The following is a 14,910-nucleotide window of genomic DNA, read 5'->3' as shown; positions in this document are numbered from 1 at the left end:
CAAAGGGAGAGGGAGGTGGATCCCCGCCCTAGGGGCGAGGGTCATTCATTGCGCCGCTCCCATAGCCCGCAGCATCCTCTCAACGCAAGCGGTTCTTGGCTGTTTTCTCGAACGACGGCATCATGATCGGAATCATCAAGCCCGTGCTGACAGGAGAACAACGCGATGCGGAGACTCGATTACTCTTTCGGCACTTGGTAGAAGGCCTCGACGCTCGGCGCGGATGCGGAGACGCGTGTCGCCTCGAAGCCGCCACGCATGGTGCCCAGCGGTTGGTCGGCAAGCTGCGTGGCGTCGGGGATGGCGCCATCGGTGACCATCGCGGCCTGATCGATCGAGGCCTCGTTCCAATAGCTGAGCGCTTGGCCGGTGACCTTGTCGAAGCAGACCTCGGCACTCGCGCCGGTCAGATAGTCGAGCGCCTTGGGGGAATCGAAATTGAGATAGAGATGCTTTGCCACGACCTCGCGCGAGAGCTGCGTCGTGTCGAACGCGACACGAAACGCGGTGCAGGCCTGGCCGGCTACGGTCCGCTCGCCGGCGACACTGACGACGGTCGCGGACGCGTGGCGTTCAATCAAGTCGAGCAGCAGATACATCGCCGTCGGCGGATAGAGGTTCATGCGTGGTGAGCGGAGACTTTGATCAAACGCGGTCGGGGCAATCGCATGACAGAGCCATTGATTCAAGTCGTAGCTGCAATACGTCTTCTCCGCAACAAACACCTTTGCGGTCGGCTGCGCCGAGGCGACGAAATACGCCTTGCCCTGATGTCCGACGAGTTGCAGCGGATATTCTTGCTGCTGTTTTTCTCCCAATGCGGCGACGTCGAGCACGAAGCGATAACTGGTATCCGATTCATTCGGGACGTATTGCGCCTTCCGGAGCTGCTCGCTCAGCAGTTGCGCTGCGCGTGTGGTCGGGGACGCGGCGGTGACGAAATTGGGGAGCAGGCAGAGCGCCGTGATGGCCATCGCCATAACGCGGAGGGATGAGACACGAGCCATAATCGAATCACCTTTCCTCCCCCGAGGTCGCTTAGCGCGTTATGCGCCACCGTATCATTATATAGAGAGCCACCTAAGCGACTCCGCGTTATACGTCAATAATAAATATGCAAGGTCGGTCGATAAGCCGAATTCTGTCGGTCGCGCTTGCGCACGACGTATGATCATTACTCTGGGACGTCGATTGCCCGACGCCTCAAGCAGTCTACCCGTCTGGGGAGATGGTTGCCACGTGGACAGCCACCTACGCACGGGCCGCGCGCCAAAAGCCGCCCCAAACCTATTTGACCTTGCTCCGAGTGGGGTTTACCAGGCCAGCCTGTCACCAGACTGCCGGTGCGCTCTTACCGCACCTTTTCACCCTTACCCGCCGACGCTCACGCGCCGACGGGCGGTATCTTTTCTGTGGCACTTTCCGTCGGGTCACCCCGCCTGGACGTTATCCAGCACTCTGCCCTATGGAGTTCGGACTTTCCTCTGTGGGGTGGCGGGTTGCAGAGCAACCTGCCACCCACAGCGATCATATGACCGACCCTGCAAGCTGATTTCAGAGAACGTTTGAATGGGGACAGGTACCGTCAAATACGCATAAAATGGGCATCTGAAGGTACCTGTCCCCATTCAAATGCACTACGACCGATCGTCGATCGCGCGATTGGCGAGGGCGTCGGCCTCGTGGTTTTGTTCACGCGGGATGTGTTGGATCGCAAACTGCGCCACTTTCGCCACCAGTTGTCGCGCCTGTTCGTACAGGGGGCGCAACTCCGGATGCTTCACTTTATATTGTCCCAGCATTTGGCGGACCATTAATTCCGAATCGGCCCGGACCTGTACGCCTTCGGCGCCTAACGCCACGGCCTGTTCCAACCCCCGCAGTAACGCGCGGTACTCCGCTTGGTTATTCGTTGTCTCGCCCAGATACTCGGCGATCTCGGCGACGATCGTCCCGGTGCCGTCGCGAATTACCACACCGATCCCGGCCGGCCCCGGATTGCCTCGCGCGGCGCCGTCGGTAAAGAGCGTGTAGGTCTTCATGAACGTTCGATCAGGCCAAAGGCACTCAGTAGCGTGCGCTCTTCGCGCGGCGACAGGCAGGTGAGGATCTTCTTGGCACGCGAACTCAGGTGGGCCTCGACTTCCGTCCGATCCACGTGTTGCCGCTGCAACGCCCAGATCTTTCGCAGCTCGACCGCCAATTCACGCAGCATGCCGCGAATTTCTTCGAGTTGGAATTCCTCGCCCATGGCCACGGCCAGACTCCGAAAGTCTTCGTGCTCCGCCATGAATTGGAGGATCTCCGCCACGGTATCGAGCGGCATCGACTTCAATTCCATCCGGTTCGCAGCCGTCGTTGTTTCCATAACTGTACTCATACCACACGCCCCTTAACTCGCCCAAATCAATTTCGGTTACTGACCCGTTTCGGCCTCTTCCGCCGGCGCCTCGTAGTAGAGGATCCGGTAGCAAGTCGCACACGAGATCAGGTCGACAAACTTCCGCATTTCCAACAGCCGCTGCGGCGGGACCCGCATATGACACCCGCTGCAAGTCGTGCCCCGCACCGCCGCCATGGCATCCGGGTAGCGGCGTTGCACATAGCGATAGGACTCCAACGTTTCTTTACGTAACTGCCCTTCCACCACCGTGGCTGCCGCCGCTGCTTCGTCTCGTTCCCGCGCTAATGCCGCTGCCTCTTCAGTCATCGCCTGCAGGTCATTCGCGCAGACACGTTCTTTATCGGCGAGCGCTTCAGAAAGTTGCGTACATTCTTTTCCCAGCCCTTCGACCAGTTCCATCAACTGCAATACGCGGTCTTCGCGGGCCTTCAGCACCTTCTTGGCCTCCGCCACTTCTTTAATGCCCGCTTGGTATTCTTTGTTCGTCTTGATCGCAAAGAGCTTGGCCTCTCGCGTTTGGATAGAGACTTTTTCGCTTTCGATTTCGAGCTCTTCGCCCTTCCGATCGAGCTCCGCCTGCTCTCGCTTGGCCGTGGTCGACACCAGAGCCTGCCGCACCTCTTCCACGTCGTGCAGCAGCACGGTTCGTTCGGATTCCAGTTTCGTCAGCTTCTCTCCGCAGCGCAGGACGACTAAAAAGTGCTCTTGGTAGCTCTTGAGAAGGGATAACTCACGTTGCCAATCGACCGCCATGCCGGGACGCGTATCGCGACTGCGGACTGCGGTCAAGCGAATGCATGCCGATAGGAACGATTGACATTTCTTCGCGGCCCACCTAGTCCTCGCGCCGACCATCCATCCAACATTCACCTTAATTAAGGAGGCATCATGCGACGCTTCACCATCGGACTCATCGCCCTCGGGCTGGCACTCACTATTCGGCCCGCATTCGCGGCTTGGCAATCGAATGCCACCGCCCCGTCCCAAACGGACACGTTGAACAAAGTCGAGCAACTGGTGGGCACAACGAAAAACGCGGTCGTGTTGCTCGATCTCGATTCGACGCTGTACGACAATCGCGGCCGGAGCGCGGCGATTATCCAGGAATATGGACAGACCAAGAGTTACACGGCGCTTCAGATCATTACTGGCGACACAATCACCGATGGCTTCCAAGTCACAGAGTTCGTGCTGGCACAACTCAAGAACACGCCCGGCATCGATGCGGCCGCAGTCGGCACGGAATTCAGCGCCTTCTGGGCGCAGCGCTTCTTCGGCGCGGACTACTTGAAATACGACCGCCCGCTGCCCGGAGCCGTCGAGTTCGTCAAGGGACTCTACGGCAAGGGCGCGTCGCTGTTATATGTCTCGAGTCGCGACGAACAGACGTTGCGTACCGGAACCGAGGCCAAGATGCGCGCCGACGGCTTCCCGCTCGGCGACACGCGCGCGATCCTGCTGATGAAGCCGGCGAACAACGTGGCCCTTAGCGGCGATAAGAATAGCCCGGCCTACAAAGAGGCGATGGCGAAGGCCAATCAAGCCTTCAAACAATCGATCATCGAAAAAGCCCGCGCGATCGGGACGGTCGTGGCCTCGTTCGAAAATGAGCCGGGCCAGATCAATCAATACTTCGAGAACCTCCACAAGACCGGCACTGGCGTCGCGGTGTTCCTCGACACCGATCATTTCCCGAACGCCCCGGCCGTGTCACCAGGGGTTCAAGCCGTGCGCGGTTTTCTGCGCTAAGCGGCGATAGCACGTATGCCACGTCAACCGGTCCCGTTCGAAAAATGCCTCTTTGTCTGTGAAAACACGCGTGACGGCGGTCGAACGTGTTGCGGCGCAGTGGGAACGGCGCTCCGCGAGGCGTTGCGTAACTACGTCAAAACCCACGGTTTGCAAAACCGCGTCCGGATCGTCAAATCCGGCTGCCTCGACCGCTGCGCCGCCGGTCCGAATATCTTCGTAACCCCAGATCACGTCTGGTATTCCGCCGTGACGCCGGACGACCTCCAGACACTCATTGCGGAACAGCTGGCGCCGATGACGAAGCCTCATCCCGTCTGATGTGGGCCCGGAAATTCATGGTCGTGCCCACACCCGCCCCTCCAACAAATCGAGCCACTGCGGCACCAAGTCCTCGCCATCAATCCTGGTGAGCGCCACGAGTCCCGTCGGCGATGTGATATTCACTTCCGACACGATGCCTGCAATGCAATCCGCGCCGGCGAAGTCGATCTGGGCTTCGTGGAGATAGCGAGCCAGGCGCTCGCAGCGGTCTTGGGTTGCGGCGTCCATCGGGCGGAGTTCGGCGCGACCGCCGGCGGCGAGGTTGGAGACGATGCTGCCGGGTTTGGGGATCCGGACCAGCGAACCGACCACGCGGCCGCCGAGTAAAAAGACGCGCCGATCGCCGCCGGTCGCTACAGCTGGCAACAGTGGTTGGACGAGTTGTGGTTCGGACGCTGCCGCGACGAGTGCGGCCACAGCGGCGGCGTCTGCTGCCTGTTGTACTGCACCACCGCCGAAACCGAGCCACGGTTTGACGACCCACGCGGGCGCGGGATGGGCCAGCACGTAGTCGCGCGCCACAGCCGCATCGGCGGTCACGCACGTCGGGTGGACTTCGTCGTCGCGCAACGCGCCGGCAGCACGCGCCAGCCACGGGATCATTTTTTCGTGATGCGTGAGCAATGCAGACGGACGATTGCTGATCGTGACACGCCCTTCATACGGGAGCAGCAGCCAACAGAGTCGGACATAGGAATCGTCGAACGGTGGGTCTTTACGAATCACGACCAAGTCGAATTGATCGATCGCGCAGCGCGTTTCCGCACCGACGACGGGCAACGACTTCGAGACACAGGCGGTCAACGGAACGGCGTGCGTCATCGTGGCGCGTTCCCAAAACACGACGCGCTCCGCTTCACCCCACCACACGGCGTGTCCCCGCTGCAGTGCTGCATGCGCGAGCGCCAAACTGGTGTCGCTCTGTGGCCGCAATTTCGCCAACGAATCCCCGATGATCAAGATCTGCATGGGACGGGGCTTAACATATCGTGCGTAAGTGCGTAAGTGGGTATCTACGGGCGCAGGTCTTTGCTGCACGACTCGTTGGAGCATGCTATAAGCCGATCCCATATGACGTGCACGCAACCATTAATCATCGCTCATCGTGGGGCGGCGAAATACGCGCCGGAAAATACGCTGCCTGCGTTTCAAAAAGCGATCGACTTGTGCGTGGATGGCGTTGAGCTCGACTTGCAGCTCACGAAAGATAAAGTCCCAGTGGTGATCCACGAAGAGACGCTCACGCCTTTCACCACGACCTATCCAACCGTGCAAAGCGCGCCGTTGCGGGCGTTGCGGACGATCGACATCGGGAGCCATTTCGGGCCGGCGTTTGCCGGTGAACGAGTCCCGACGCTGGACGAGGTGTTGGAGTGTCTGCGTCCGTCGGCGTTGCGGATTAATTTGGAGTTGAAGGCACAGCCCTATTGGCACTTCGGATTGGAAGAGCGGGTCGTCGCGGCGGTGCGCAATTTTGGGATGGCCGATCGCGTGATTTGTTCGTCGTTCAGTCCGCTGACGTTGTGGCGACTACGCCGCTTGGCGCCGGAGATTCCGCGCGCGCTGCTGCTGCTGCCCCGGAGCTTTCTCTTTCTCCACGCCAAATGTTCTGGTAAAATCACGGGCATAGCGAACGTCCATTTGCACACCAAAGCCCTCTCCGCCGCCTGGATGGCGCTCGCAGCGACGCGCGGGTGGCACGTGTGGGTCTGGACGGCGAACACACGCGAAGAAATGCAGGCCGCAGCAGCCGCACACGTAGAAGCGATCATCACCGATGATCCGCTGCTGGCGCGGGAAGTCTTGCGGAGTGATCATGCCCTTTGACGAACCGGACGAGACCCAACTGATCGACGTCGCGGACCTAAAAAAAATGGAACAGGCCGATTTCGGGCAAGAGCCGACGGAGCTGCAAGAACGAACGCACCCCGAGCGGCCGGCACGCACACCGCACAACACCGCGGAGCCGGCGCCACCGACCCTGCCGGAAATGCCCGTGGCCACAACGGACACACTCCGCATTGCCAGCGCCGGGGAACGCTTCACGGCGTTCTTTATCGACAGTTACGTGTTGTTCGCCGGCTACTGGGCACAGAATCAACTCTATCACCGACTGGCACACGGCCATTGGGACGCGCCGGCTCCGACCAATTTGGCATTCAACGGCATTATTTTTCATCTCGTCTATTTATTCGCGGCACTGGGCTATTTTGTCGTCAGCGAGGGATTATTCGGAACGACGCCCGGCAAGTGGTGTTGCGGTTTGACCGTCCGTCGTCTCGATGGAGATGTGCCGGGCTGGGGAACCGTGTTGCTGCGTAATGCGTTTCGCCCGCTCGATTACTTATTGTTGGGACTCGCGACGGAATTCTCGGAGCGACATCAACGTCTCGGCGATCGGGCCGCCGGGACTGCGGTGATTACACGGACTGCTGCCACTGCGGCCAGCCCGGTTGCGTGGGATCGAATCGCGAAGACATCAGGCCGCTTGATCGCCGCCGGTCTCGATGCCGCGCTGTTGTTCGCGCTGCTGCTCGGATGGTTGTTGCAACTGAATCCCGAACGCGCGTTCGTCAGTCAATGGATCTTGCTGCTCGGGCCGTTGGCCATCCTACTACTGTGGGCCGGCTTGCAGCGCTTCGCCCACACCACGCCGGGCGGATGGATCTGCGGCTATCGGTTAGTGCAAGAAAACGGCGCGCCGATTGGATTCGCGCATGCCTTGTTGCGGACGGCGTTCACGCCGCTCGATTGCACGCCGGCCGGTCCGCTCGCGATGGCTATTTCACCACGACGCCAACGACTCGGGGATTTCGTTGCAGGGACGTTGGTCGTGCAAGGCGCTCGTCACGCCGCCGGCTGGACGGCGAGCGTCGTGCTCGCGGTCGTCCTACTCGGGCTGGCCTACGGCGCCAGCCGCAATCCGGAACGACTGTTCAATGCACCAGGGCAATTCAATCAAGACTTCCGGCTCACGTTCGTGCCGCGTACCGAGCTCGCGCCGGACTTTCCGCCCGTGGGCGCGCCGACCGAGCCGTTCGACATCCAAGGCTTCCGTTTCGCCGAGGCGCGACCCGATAACATGCGCGTCCCGCCGACCTACGTCCCCGGCGAGACGGCCTATCTCGTCTTTGAAGTGCACGGCTTCCGCACCACCGATCGGATGGTCTGGGTCCAGGAGGATTTAGCGATTCGTTATCCGGATGGTGCCTTCGGACTGCGACAGGAAAACATCATCGACTATCACGTCCCGAAGCATGTGTCGGGGCCGTTGCAATTTACCAATCAGATCTATTTGCCGCCCGGCATCCCGCTGGGACAACACACGGTCTATATCACGCTGCGCGACAAACTCGCGGGCGGCGGACATCGGGTCTATACACAGACGTTCACACTCAAGTCCGCGTCGCCGCCAATGCCCCCAGTCGTGACGCCGCAACCGTCGGAACCTGGCGCCGCACCACCGCCTCCCACCACCGCAGAGCCACCAGCCACACCACCAATGCCGTCCGCTCCCAGTCACCAGCCCTCCGCCACCAGTCACGAATCCCCAGAGGCCATGCCCGCCAGTATTCCCGCACCCACCCCGCCAACAGCCGCGCCGACCACGGCGCCACCGACCCGCGTGCCGGCGCCCTCACCCCCCGGTCCATAATTTCCGGGCAACTTTGGGGCAGCATCTGGCCGATATCCATTCTAGGGACGCGTGTGTTCGTAGCATTGCGCCGGAACCTCGTGTTAGAATGGACGTAAATTGATATGTTAGTCCGGATCGATCGAGAAAAAGTCGCGGCCGCGGCCGCGACACAGGAAGGGGCCAAACAGGCGACCGAAGGCAACTTTCGCGGCCAATTGGATCGTGCCGGTGCCTCGCCCCGAGCACCGAGTTCCCCCCGCAGCGCGTCACGCGGTGGGGGTGGCCGCTCGCTCGGCATCAGTCTGCTCCACGCGGAGCGGCTGGCGTATTGGGCCCCGCTCATCAAACAAAATGCGGCCAAATACGGCGTCCCGATCGATCTGATTTGCGGCGTGATGTTGCAAGAATCGGGCGGCAATCCGCGGGCGCGCTCCCACTGCGGCGCCACGGGGCTCATGCAATTGATGCCCGCAACCGCCCGCCGCTTCGGGGTGACCAATATTTGGGATCCGCGACAAAATGTGGAAGGCGGCGTGCGGTATTTGCGCTACTTGCTCGACCATTTTCGCGGCAACTCCACACTGGTCGTCGCGGCGTACAACTCCGGCGAAGGGAACGTGGCCAAGTATCGCGGGATCCCGCCGTTCAAAGAGACTCAGAATTACGTCCCGAGCGTGATGCAATTCGCGCGCTCGGTCGGCTCCATTCTACGCGGCGGCGCCGGCATCCCAATGCGCGCGCTGATCCGCTCTTCGATGCCGACCCACGCAATCGCCAATTTCAACCTCGCGCCAACGCCCACCCGCCCCGCCACTCCGCCACCGCAAGCCATCGCGACGAGATTTGCGCGATTGTAAGGGGTGGCTGGTGATTGGATCAAGTGAGCGCCATTCTCCAGGGCGTGTTTGCAAAATCGCTTTCAGTGTCCATTTCCCGGAAGGGGCACGAGGGGAGCCTGCGGGCCGTTCGCCTCGCGTTACGGCGCTCGGCTCACTAAGACCTCGCTCGGTCGAGCTTCAACCCCATAGCGCTCCCTCGCTCAGACTCGCCCGCGCAGGCCCCCCTCGCGCCCCTCCCGGGACCACGTTCCCCTCTGGATATTCAATAGTGCGCGGTTGCACATTTGATGAACAACGGCGCGGAGACTGCCCGTGTTCTGGCCGGGCGGAGGCGCCAGGGGTCCCCAGGGGCTCTCGGAGCCGTTTTCTCCTTGCGTTATCTAAAGTCGAAAACGGCGAGGGTGAGCGCGCGGCCGCTCGATGCGGCCGCGATAGCGTACCCAGGGGACCCCTGGCACCTCCGCCCGGCCCTCGGAGCGAGCACGGACTACTGCCGTGTGGAATGCACCCAGGACCCGCACTTCCTCATCGATATTGCAAACACGCCCAAGCCACCAGTCACCGCTCTTAACGAATCCCCATCCCAAAGCGGTGCCAGCGGATGCCGTGATTGAAAATGCTCTGGCCGTAGTCGCGGGAGATCCAGATGAACATCGCTTTGCCCTTCAGATGGGCGAACGGGACCGCGCCCCATTCGCGGCTGTCCTGGCTGTTGTCCCGATTGTCTCCCATCACGAAAAATGCGCCTTCGGGGACATGGAAAGTGCGTTCCACTTCGCCGGCACGGCGGTCATAGCGCACAACATATTCCCGCGCGCCATGCTGTTCCCGATAGTACCGATACAGCTCGCCATCGGTGTCGTCTGCAGCCGCGTCCACTTCCTCGTGCGGCAATTGCGCGCCGTTGACATAGAGTTCGTGGCCCACGACGCGGACTTCGTCGCCCGGCAACGCGACCACGCGCTTAATGAAATCGAGCGATTCATCGACCGGATAAATGAAGACGACAACATCGCCGCGCTCTACTTGACTAAAGTGGACTGGCCACCATTTGGTGAACGGCAGTCGTAGGCCGTAATGAAACTTGTTCACGAAGATATGATCTCCCACCGCGAGGGTCGGGACCATCGAGGAGGATGGGATCTTGAACGGTTCGACGACGAACGAACGGATCAGGAACGCCAGGAACACCGCGCCCAAGATCGCTTTGACGTTCTCCCAAAGCACCGCGCCGCGTCTCTTTTTGACGCCGGACCCTGAGACTTCCACAGTGGCCTGATCATCCATATCCATTCGCCTTATTTGACCTTCAGCACCGCTAAGAAGGCCTCTTGTGGGATATCCACGCGTCCGACCTTCTTCATGCGTCGTTTGCCTTCTTTTTGCTTCTCCAACAATTTCCGCTTCCGCGTAATATCACCGCCGTAACATTTGGCGATGACATTTTTGCGTAACGCCTTGACCGTCTCCCGCGCCACGACGCGATTGCCGATCGCGGCCTGCACGGCCACTTCGTACATTTGGCGCGGGATTTCGGCGCGCAACTTCGCGACGACTTCGCGCCCGCGATAGTACGCTTGCTCCCGATGGACGATCACGGAGAGGGCATCGACCGGTTCGCCGTTGATCAGGATCGTCAGTTTGACCAACTCACCGGGCTGATAATCGCCGAGCGAATATTCGAGCGACGCAAAGCCGCGGCTGGCGGACTTGAGCCGATCGTGGAAGTCGAAGATCAGTTCCGCCAAGGGCAGTAAGTATTCGATCCGCACGCGCTCGGCGCCGACGTATTCGAGCCGTTGTTGAATCCCGCGACGCTCCTGACAGAGTTGCAGCAGATTGCCGATGTATTCCTGCGGGGCGTGTAGCATCACGCGCGCGTACGGCTCTTCAATTCCCAGCACTTCGCCGCTATCGGGAAATTCCGCCGGGTTGCGGACCATCACGAGCGACTGATCGGTTCGCGTCACGCGGTAAGCCACGGTCGGCGCAGTACTGACTAACGTGAGGTCGAATTCGCGCTCTAAGCGTTCTTGGATAATTTCCAAATGCAACGATCCGAGAAAGCCGCAACGGAAACCGAAGCCCAATGCCGCGGAGGTCTCCGGCTCATACGCGAACGAGGCATCGTTCAGACTCAGTTTTTCCAGCGCCGTGCGCAACGCCTCGTACTGCACCGGATCGGCGGGGAAAAAGCCGGCGAAGACGATCGGCTGCGCGGGACGAAATCCTGGCAACATGTCGACGGCCGCCGGTTCAACGTGGGTGACGGTGTCGCCGACTTGGGCATGGCGCACGTCGCGCACGCCGGCGACGACAAAGCCGACGTGGCCACAGGTCAGCGCGTCGATATCGACGGATTCCGGCGCGTAGACTCCGAGCTTCAGGATTTCGTATGCCTGGCCGGTCGCCATGAAACGGATTCGTTCTCCACGGCGCAATGCCCCGTCCATCACACGCACTAACACCACGACGCCTTGATACGCGTCGAACCAACTGTCGATCACCAGTGCCCGCAGCGGACCCGCGACGATCCCGCGCGGCGGCGGACAACGGCGTACCACGGCCTCGAGCAATGCCGGCACCCCGAGGCCGGTCTTGGCGCTGACCGGGAGTAATTCCTCGCGGGTGAAACCGAACATGTCGATCAGCTCGGCGGTGGTCCGCTCCGGATCGGCGTTCGGGAGATCGAGTTTATTGATGACGGGAATCAACACGAGGTCGTGATCCATCGCGGCGAGTGCGTTCGCGATCGTCTGGGCCTGGATCCCTTGCGTCGCGTCGACGACCAACAACGCGGCCTCGCAGGCGGCCAACGCGCGCGAAACTTCGTAGTGGAAGTCCACATGGCCGGGCGTGTCGATCAAGTTGAACGTATATTCGGCGCCGTCCGCAGCGCGATACGGCAAGCGGACTGCGGCGGCCTTGATCGTGATGCCGCGCTCGCGTTCCAAATCCATCCGGTCGAGATACTGCGCCACCCGGTTGCGCTCATGGACAGCGCCGGTCAATTCCAACAACCGATCCGCGAGTGTCGACTTGCCGTGATCGATGTGGGCAATGATGCAGAAGTTTCTAATGGAATTCATTCATTCTGTACGACGATGCCATCGGCGGTCTCGCGTCCCTTAAGTTCAGTAAGAAAGTTGGACGCCTCGCCGCGCGTGGCAAAGGCTCCGATCCGTACTCGATACCACTGCCCTTTGTCGCCCAAATCGGAACTAATGACATAGGCTGAATAGCCGCGCGTCTTCCATTCCGAGACCTTGTGCCGCGCCTCTTTGGCGTCGCGATACGCGCCCACTTGGATTGCGTAGGGCAAGCCGCTGGCGCCTTGGAGTTCGGAGAGCTCTGCTGGCGGATTGCGCACCGATGGTTCCGCCGGGGGCGGGGACACTGCGTGGTTGGTGACTGGGGGTTGGGGGTTGGAAGCCGGACCACGAGCCACGGCCGCCTCTTCCAACAATTGTTCGCGCACTCCGGAGACATCAACACCGGCGGCTTCGGCGGCCTTTAACAACGCCTGCGTTTCCGCCGCGTCGGGCTCCGAGGCCGCTGTCGGCTCCGTGACTGCGGCCGCTGGGTCTTCCTCGGGACCCCGTCGCGCATCCGCGGCTTGACGCTCGGCGAACGCGGGATCGGGGACGTCCGGCTCCGGCTCTAACGCCGCCGCAGCTGCGATTGCAGCGGCGGACGGAACTTGGCCGCTGGCTAACAACCCACGCGCTTGCGCCTCTAAGCGATCTTGTTGCGAGCGCGTCAGCGCTTCACGCGCTAAGCGTTTGAGTTCGGCATCGTTGCGAATCGATTCCGGCAACGCGGCCGCCGTCGAGGGTTCCGCACGCTGCAGCGCCGATGCGGTCGCGACTTCGTCGGCCGGCAGTCCGTCGAGGCGAAGATATTGATTGCCATAACGGGCACCGAGATAAAATGCGCCGCAGACCGTAATGACCAACAACACGACGAGCGTGAAAAATTGTCCGAACGTCAGTTTACAGAAATGTTGTGCCCGATCGTCTTGGTCATCCATTTCCGGTGCCTGTGACTCAGGTTCGGGATCACAGTAGTCATCCATACTCAGCCCTCCAACACCTCGGTGCGATCCATGCGTTCCGGAGCGCTGACGCCCAGCAATGTCAGGCCGTTTTGTAACACGGTTTGGATGGCCTTCAAAAGGTATAATTTGGCGGCGCCCACGGCCGGAGGCTGGCCCAACACGCGATACCGCGGATCTTTTTTTCCGTTGGAATAATACGACTGGAACTGTCGCGCGAGGTCGAGGAGATAAAACGGCACGCGATGCGGTTCTAATTCCGCGGCCGCTAAACGCACCAGGCGCGGATATTCGGCCACGGTCCGCGCCAATTGCACCTCTTCCGGTAACGTCAATCCGGCCGCGGTCGGTACCACGGTCGGGTCCCAAGTCAGTCCCGACTCTGCGGCCTTCGTGAAGATACTGGCAATCCGCGCGTGTGCGTACTGGAGATAATAGACTGGATTGTCCAACGTCCGCGCCGTCGCGAGTTTCAGGTCGAAGTCAAGTTGGGCCTGGTGGGAACGCATCAGGTAAAAATACCGCGTGACGTCGCAACCGACCACGTCGACCAAGTCACGCAACGTCTCGAACTCCCCGCTCCGCGTCGACATGCTAACCAACGCACCGTCCCGCAGCAAATTGACCAATTGCAATAACACGCAATCGAGACGCTGCGGATCGAAGCCGAGGGCCTGCACCGCGGCATGCATCCGCGTAACGTGGCCGGCATGGTCGGCGCCCCAGACATCGACCATGCGCGCGAATCCGCGCGCGCACTTTTCGGCGTGGTATGCGATATCGGCGGCGAAATACGTGTATTGGCCGTCGGACTTACGGACCACGCGGTCTTTGTCGTCGCCGAACGCGGTGGAACGAAACCAAAGCGCGCCTTCGTGTTCGAAGACATGGCCCGCGTCCCGTAACGTCTGGAGTGTCTTTTCGACGGCGCCGGTCTGATGCAACGTTGTCTCACTGAAATAGTGATCGAGCACGACGCCGCACGCGGCCAAATCAGCTTGAATGCCGCGCAAGATCGCCGCTCCCGCATATTGGCCACACCATGCCAGCCGATCGGCGTCTGTCATTGCGCTCAACGTGGGCCATTCGCCGGCGGCAATAATTTGCCGCGCTAAATCGGTGATGTAACTCCCTTGATAGGCGTCGCTCGGGAATTCGATCGCCTCGCCTTGCAGCTCGCGGAGCCGCAACCAGACGGAGCGGCCCAACGTGCGGATCTGCACGCCGGTATCGTTGAGGTAATATTCCTTGATGACGTCGTATCCGACGGCACGCAACACATTGCCCAACACGTCGCCGTAAATGGCACCGCGCCCGTGCCCGACATGCAGCGGCCCGGTCGGATTCGCGCTGACGAATTCGACCAGACACCGTTCGCCCGCATGGGTCGGGCTGGTACCGAAACGCGGTCCGGCCTGCACCACGTGCGCTAATTGCGCAAAGAGCCAGTCCGGCGCCAATGTGCAATTGATAAAACCCGGCCCGGCCACAACCGCTTGCGCGATCGCCGCATCGGGCGGCAAATGCTTGATCAGCGTCTCCGCCACTTGACGCGGCGGTTGGCGCAACGTCCGCGCCAAGACCATCGCCAGATTCGTCGCAAAGTCGCCGTGCGCCGCCTGCTTCGGGGTCTCCAGCTCAAACGCGGGCACCGAGAGGTCTGTCGGCCATCCGGCACTGCGCTGACACGCGGCGACGGATTCGATGAAGAGCTGCCTGATATGGGCTTCCAGCATAGTGGCGGGAGATTAGGCAACGCGTGAGTCGATTGCAAGAAATTGTATTGCTAAGGCGCGTTTGTAAAACAACTTCAGTGTTCATTTCCCGGGAGGGGCGCGAGGGGGGCCTGCGGGCCGTTCGCCTCGCGTTACGGCGCTCGGCTCACTGAGACCTCGCTCGGTCG

Annotated in this window: 14 protein-coding genes and 1 other RNA gene; 5 read left to right on the top strand and 10 right to left on the bottom strand. The window is 61.0% G+C overall.

Going from position 1 to position 14,910, the window contains the following annotated elements:
* Window positions 1-179: 179 nt before the first annotated feature.
* From HY696_08870 to HY696_08850, 5 genes are all read right to left on the bottom strand, one after another.
* Window positions 180-1,007, bottom strand: coding sequence for a hypothetical protein (locus HY696_08870; protein MBI4238509.1), 828 nt, complete (start codon window positions 1,005-1,007; stop codon window positions 180-182).
* A gap of 107 nt (window positions 1,008-1,114) precedes the next feature.
* Window positions 1,115-1,543: RNase P RNA component class A (rnpB, locus tag HY696_08865), an RNA gene on the bottom strand.
* Between the two features lie 94 nt (window positions 1,544-1,637).
* Window positions 1,638-2,042, bottom strand: coding sequence for a ribonuclease HI family protein (locus HY696_08860; GenBank protein MBI4238508.1), 405 nt, complete (start codon window positions 2,040-2,042; stop codon window positions 1,638-1,640).
* Window positions 2,039-2,380, bottom strand: coding sequence for a hypothetical protein (locus HY696_08855; protein ID MBI4238507.1), 342 nt, complete (start codon window positions 2,378-2,380; stop codon window positions 2,039-2,041). Before HY696_08855 ends, HY696_08860 begins: the two co-directional genes overlap by 4 nt.
* A 36-nt stretch (window positions 2,381-2,416) precedes the next feature.
* On the bottom strand, window positions 2,417-3,157 hold the full coding sequence (locus HY696_08850) for a hypothetical protein (GenBank protein MBI4238506.1): 741 nt from the start codon (window positions 3,155-3,157) through the stop codon (window positions 2,417-2,419).
* A 135-nt stretch (window positions 3,158-3,292) separates the two neighbouring features.
* On the opposite strand from HY696_08850, the gene HY696_08845 reads away from it, so the two are divergent.
* On the top strand, window positions 3,293-4,153 hold the full coding sequence (locus tag HY696_08845; protein ID MBI4238505.1) for a hypothetical protein: 861 nt from the start codon (window positions 3,293-3,295) through the stop codon (window positions 4,151-4,153).
* A 15-nt stretch (window positions 4,154-4,168) separates the two neighbouring features.
* Window positions 4,169-4,474, top strand: coding sequence for a (2Fe-2S) ferredoxin domain-containing protein (locus tag HY696_08840; protein MBI4238504.1), 306 nt, complete (start codon window positions 4,169-4,171; stop codon window positions 4,472-4,474).
* 15 nt (window positions 4,475-4,489) lie between these two features.
* On the opposite strand, the gene HY696_08835 is transcribed toward HY696_08840, so the two are convergent.
* A complete protein-coding gene (locus HY696_08835; GenBank protein ID MBI4238503.1) occupies window positions 4,490-5,446 on the bottom strand; it encodes a hypothetical protein in 957 nt (318 codons plus the stop codon).
* A 102-nt stretch (window positions 5,447-5,548) separates the two neighbouring features.
* Here HY696_08835 and HY696_08830 point away from each other — a divergent pair, with 102 nt between their 5' ends.
* From HY696_08830 to HY696_08820, 3 genes are all read left to right on the top strand, one after another.
* Window positions 5,549-6,304 carry a glycerophosphodiester phosphodiesterase gene (locus HY696_08830; GenBank protein MBI4238502.1) on the top strand — a complete coding sequence of 252 codons (756 nt, stop codon included), beginning with the start codon at window positions 5,549-5,551 and terminating at the stop codon, window positions 6,302-6,304.
* On the top strand, window positions 6,294-8,132 hold the full coding sequence (locus HY696_08825) for an RDD family protein (GenBank protein MBI4238501.1): 1,839 nt from the start codon (window positions 6,294-6,296) through the stop codon (window positions 8,130-8,132). The genes HY696_08830 and HY696_08825 overlap by 11 nt, the downstream gene beginning before the upstream one ends.
* A 104-nt stretch (window positions 8,133-8,236) precedes the next feature.
* Window positions 8,237-8,971: a lytic transglycosylase domain-containing protein gene (locus HY696_08820; protein MBI4238500.1), complete on the top strand. Its 735-nt coding sequence runs from the start codon at window positions 8,237-8,239 to the stop codon at window positions 8,969-8,971.
* A 549-nt stretch (window positions 8,972-9,520) separates the two neighbouring features.
* Here the strand turns inward: HY696_08820 and lepB are convergent.
* Genes lepB through HY696_08800 form a run of 4 tightly spaced genes read right to left on the bottom strand, consistent with a single transcriptional unit; the run spans window position 9,521 to window position 14,743 of the window.
* Window positions 9,521-10,246 (bottom strand): signal peptidase I, encoded by a 726-nt coding sequence (gene lepB / locus HY696_08815; GenBank protein MBI4238499.1) that lies wholly within the window; start codon window positions 10,244-10,246, stop codon window positions 9,521-9,523.
* 5 nt (window positions 10,247-10,251) lie between these two features.
* Entirely contained in the window at window positions 10,252-12,042 is a 1,791-nt protein-coding gene (gene lepA, locus HY696_08810) for an elongation factor 4 (protein ID MBI4238498.1), read from the bottom strand.
* Window positions 12,039-13,028 (bottom strand): SPOR domain-containing protein, encoded by a 990-nt coding sequence (locus HY696_08805; GenBank protein MBI4238497.1) that lies wholly within the window; start codon window positions 13,026-13,028, stop codon window positions 12,039-12,041. Before HY696_08805 ends, lepA begins: the two co-directional genes overlap by 4 nt.
* Before the next feature lie 2 nt (window positions 13,029-13,030).
* Window positions 13,031-14,743 (bottom strand): arginine--tRNA ligase, encoded by a 1,713-nt coding sequence (locus HY696_08800; GenBank protein MBI4238496.1) that lies wholly within the window; start codon window positions 14,741-14,743, stop codon window positions 13,031-13,033.
* Between the last annotated feature and the right edge of the window lie 167 nt (window positions 14,744-14,910).

It is taken from the genome of Deltaproteobacteria bacterium (assembly GCA_016210045.1).
GTDB lineage: Bacteria > UBA10199 > UBA10199.
The sequence above is the reverse complement of the archived record's forward strand: the minus strand, read 5'-3'. Positions and strand labels throughout refer to the sequence as shown.

What these genes read in the sequence shown, in the direction of transcription:
- HY696_08855 (MBI4238507.1), bottom strand. Translation starts at nt 2,380, where the DNA reads ATGAGTACAGTTATGGAAACAACGACGGCTGCGAACCGGATGGAATTG.
- HY696_08840 (MBI4238504.1), top strand. Translation starts at nt 4,169, where the DNA reads ATGCCACGTCAACCGGTCCCGTTCGAAAAATGCCTCTTTGTCTGTGAA.
- HY696_08805 (MBI4238497.1), bottom strand. Translation starts at nt 13,028, where the DNA reads ATGGATGACTACTGTGATCCCGAACCTGAGTCACAGGCACCGGAAATG.
- HY696_08870 (MBI4238509.1), bottom strand. Translation starts at nt 1,007, where the DNA reads ATGGCTCGTGTCTCATCCCTCCGCGTTATGGCGATGGCCATCACGGCG.
- HY696_08825 (MBI4238501.1), top strand. Translation starts at nt 6,294, where the DNA reads ATGCCCTTTGACGAACCGGACGAGACCCAACTGATCGACGTCGCGGAC.
- lepA (MBI4238498.1), bottom strand. Translation starts at nt 12,042, where the DNA reads ATGAATTCCATTAGAAACTTCTGCATCATTGCCCACATCGATCACGGC.
- HY696_08845 (MBI4238505.1), top strand. Translation starts at nt 3,293, where the DNA reads ATGCGACGCTTCACCATCGGACTCATCGCCCTCGGGCTGGCACTCACT.
- HY696_08860 (MBI4238508.1), bottom strand. Translation starts at nt 2,042, where the DNA reads ATGAAGACCTACACGCTCTTTACCGACGGCGCCGCGCGAGGCAATCCG.
- HY696_08830 (MBI4238502.1), top strand. Translation starts at nt 5,549, where the DNA reads ATGACGTGCACGCAACCATTAATCATCGCTCATCGTGGGGCGGCGAAA.
- HY696_08850 (MBI4238506.1), bottom strand. Translation starts at nt 3,157, where the DNA reads ATGGCGGTCGATTGGCAACGTGAGTTATCCCTTCTCAAGAGCTACCAA.
- lepB (MBI4238499.1), bottom strand. Translation starts at nt 10,246, where the DNA reads ATGGATATGGATGATCAGGCCACTGTGGAAGTCTCAGGGTCCGGCGTC.
- HY696_08800 (MBI4238496.1), bottom strand. Translation starts at nt 14,743, where the DNA reads ATGCTGGAAGCCCATATCAGGCAGCTCTTCATCGAATCCGTCGCCGCG.
- HY696_08835 (MBI4238503.1), bottom strand. Translation starts at nt 5,446, where the DNA reads ATGCAGATCTTGATCATCGGGGATTCGTTGGCGAAATTGCGGCCACAG.
- HY696_08820 (MBI4238500.1), top strand. Translation starts at nt 8,237, where the DNA reads ATGTTAGTCCGGATCGATCGAGAAAAAGTCGCGGCCGCGGCCGCGACA.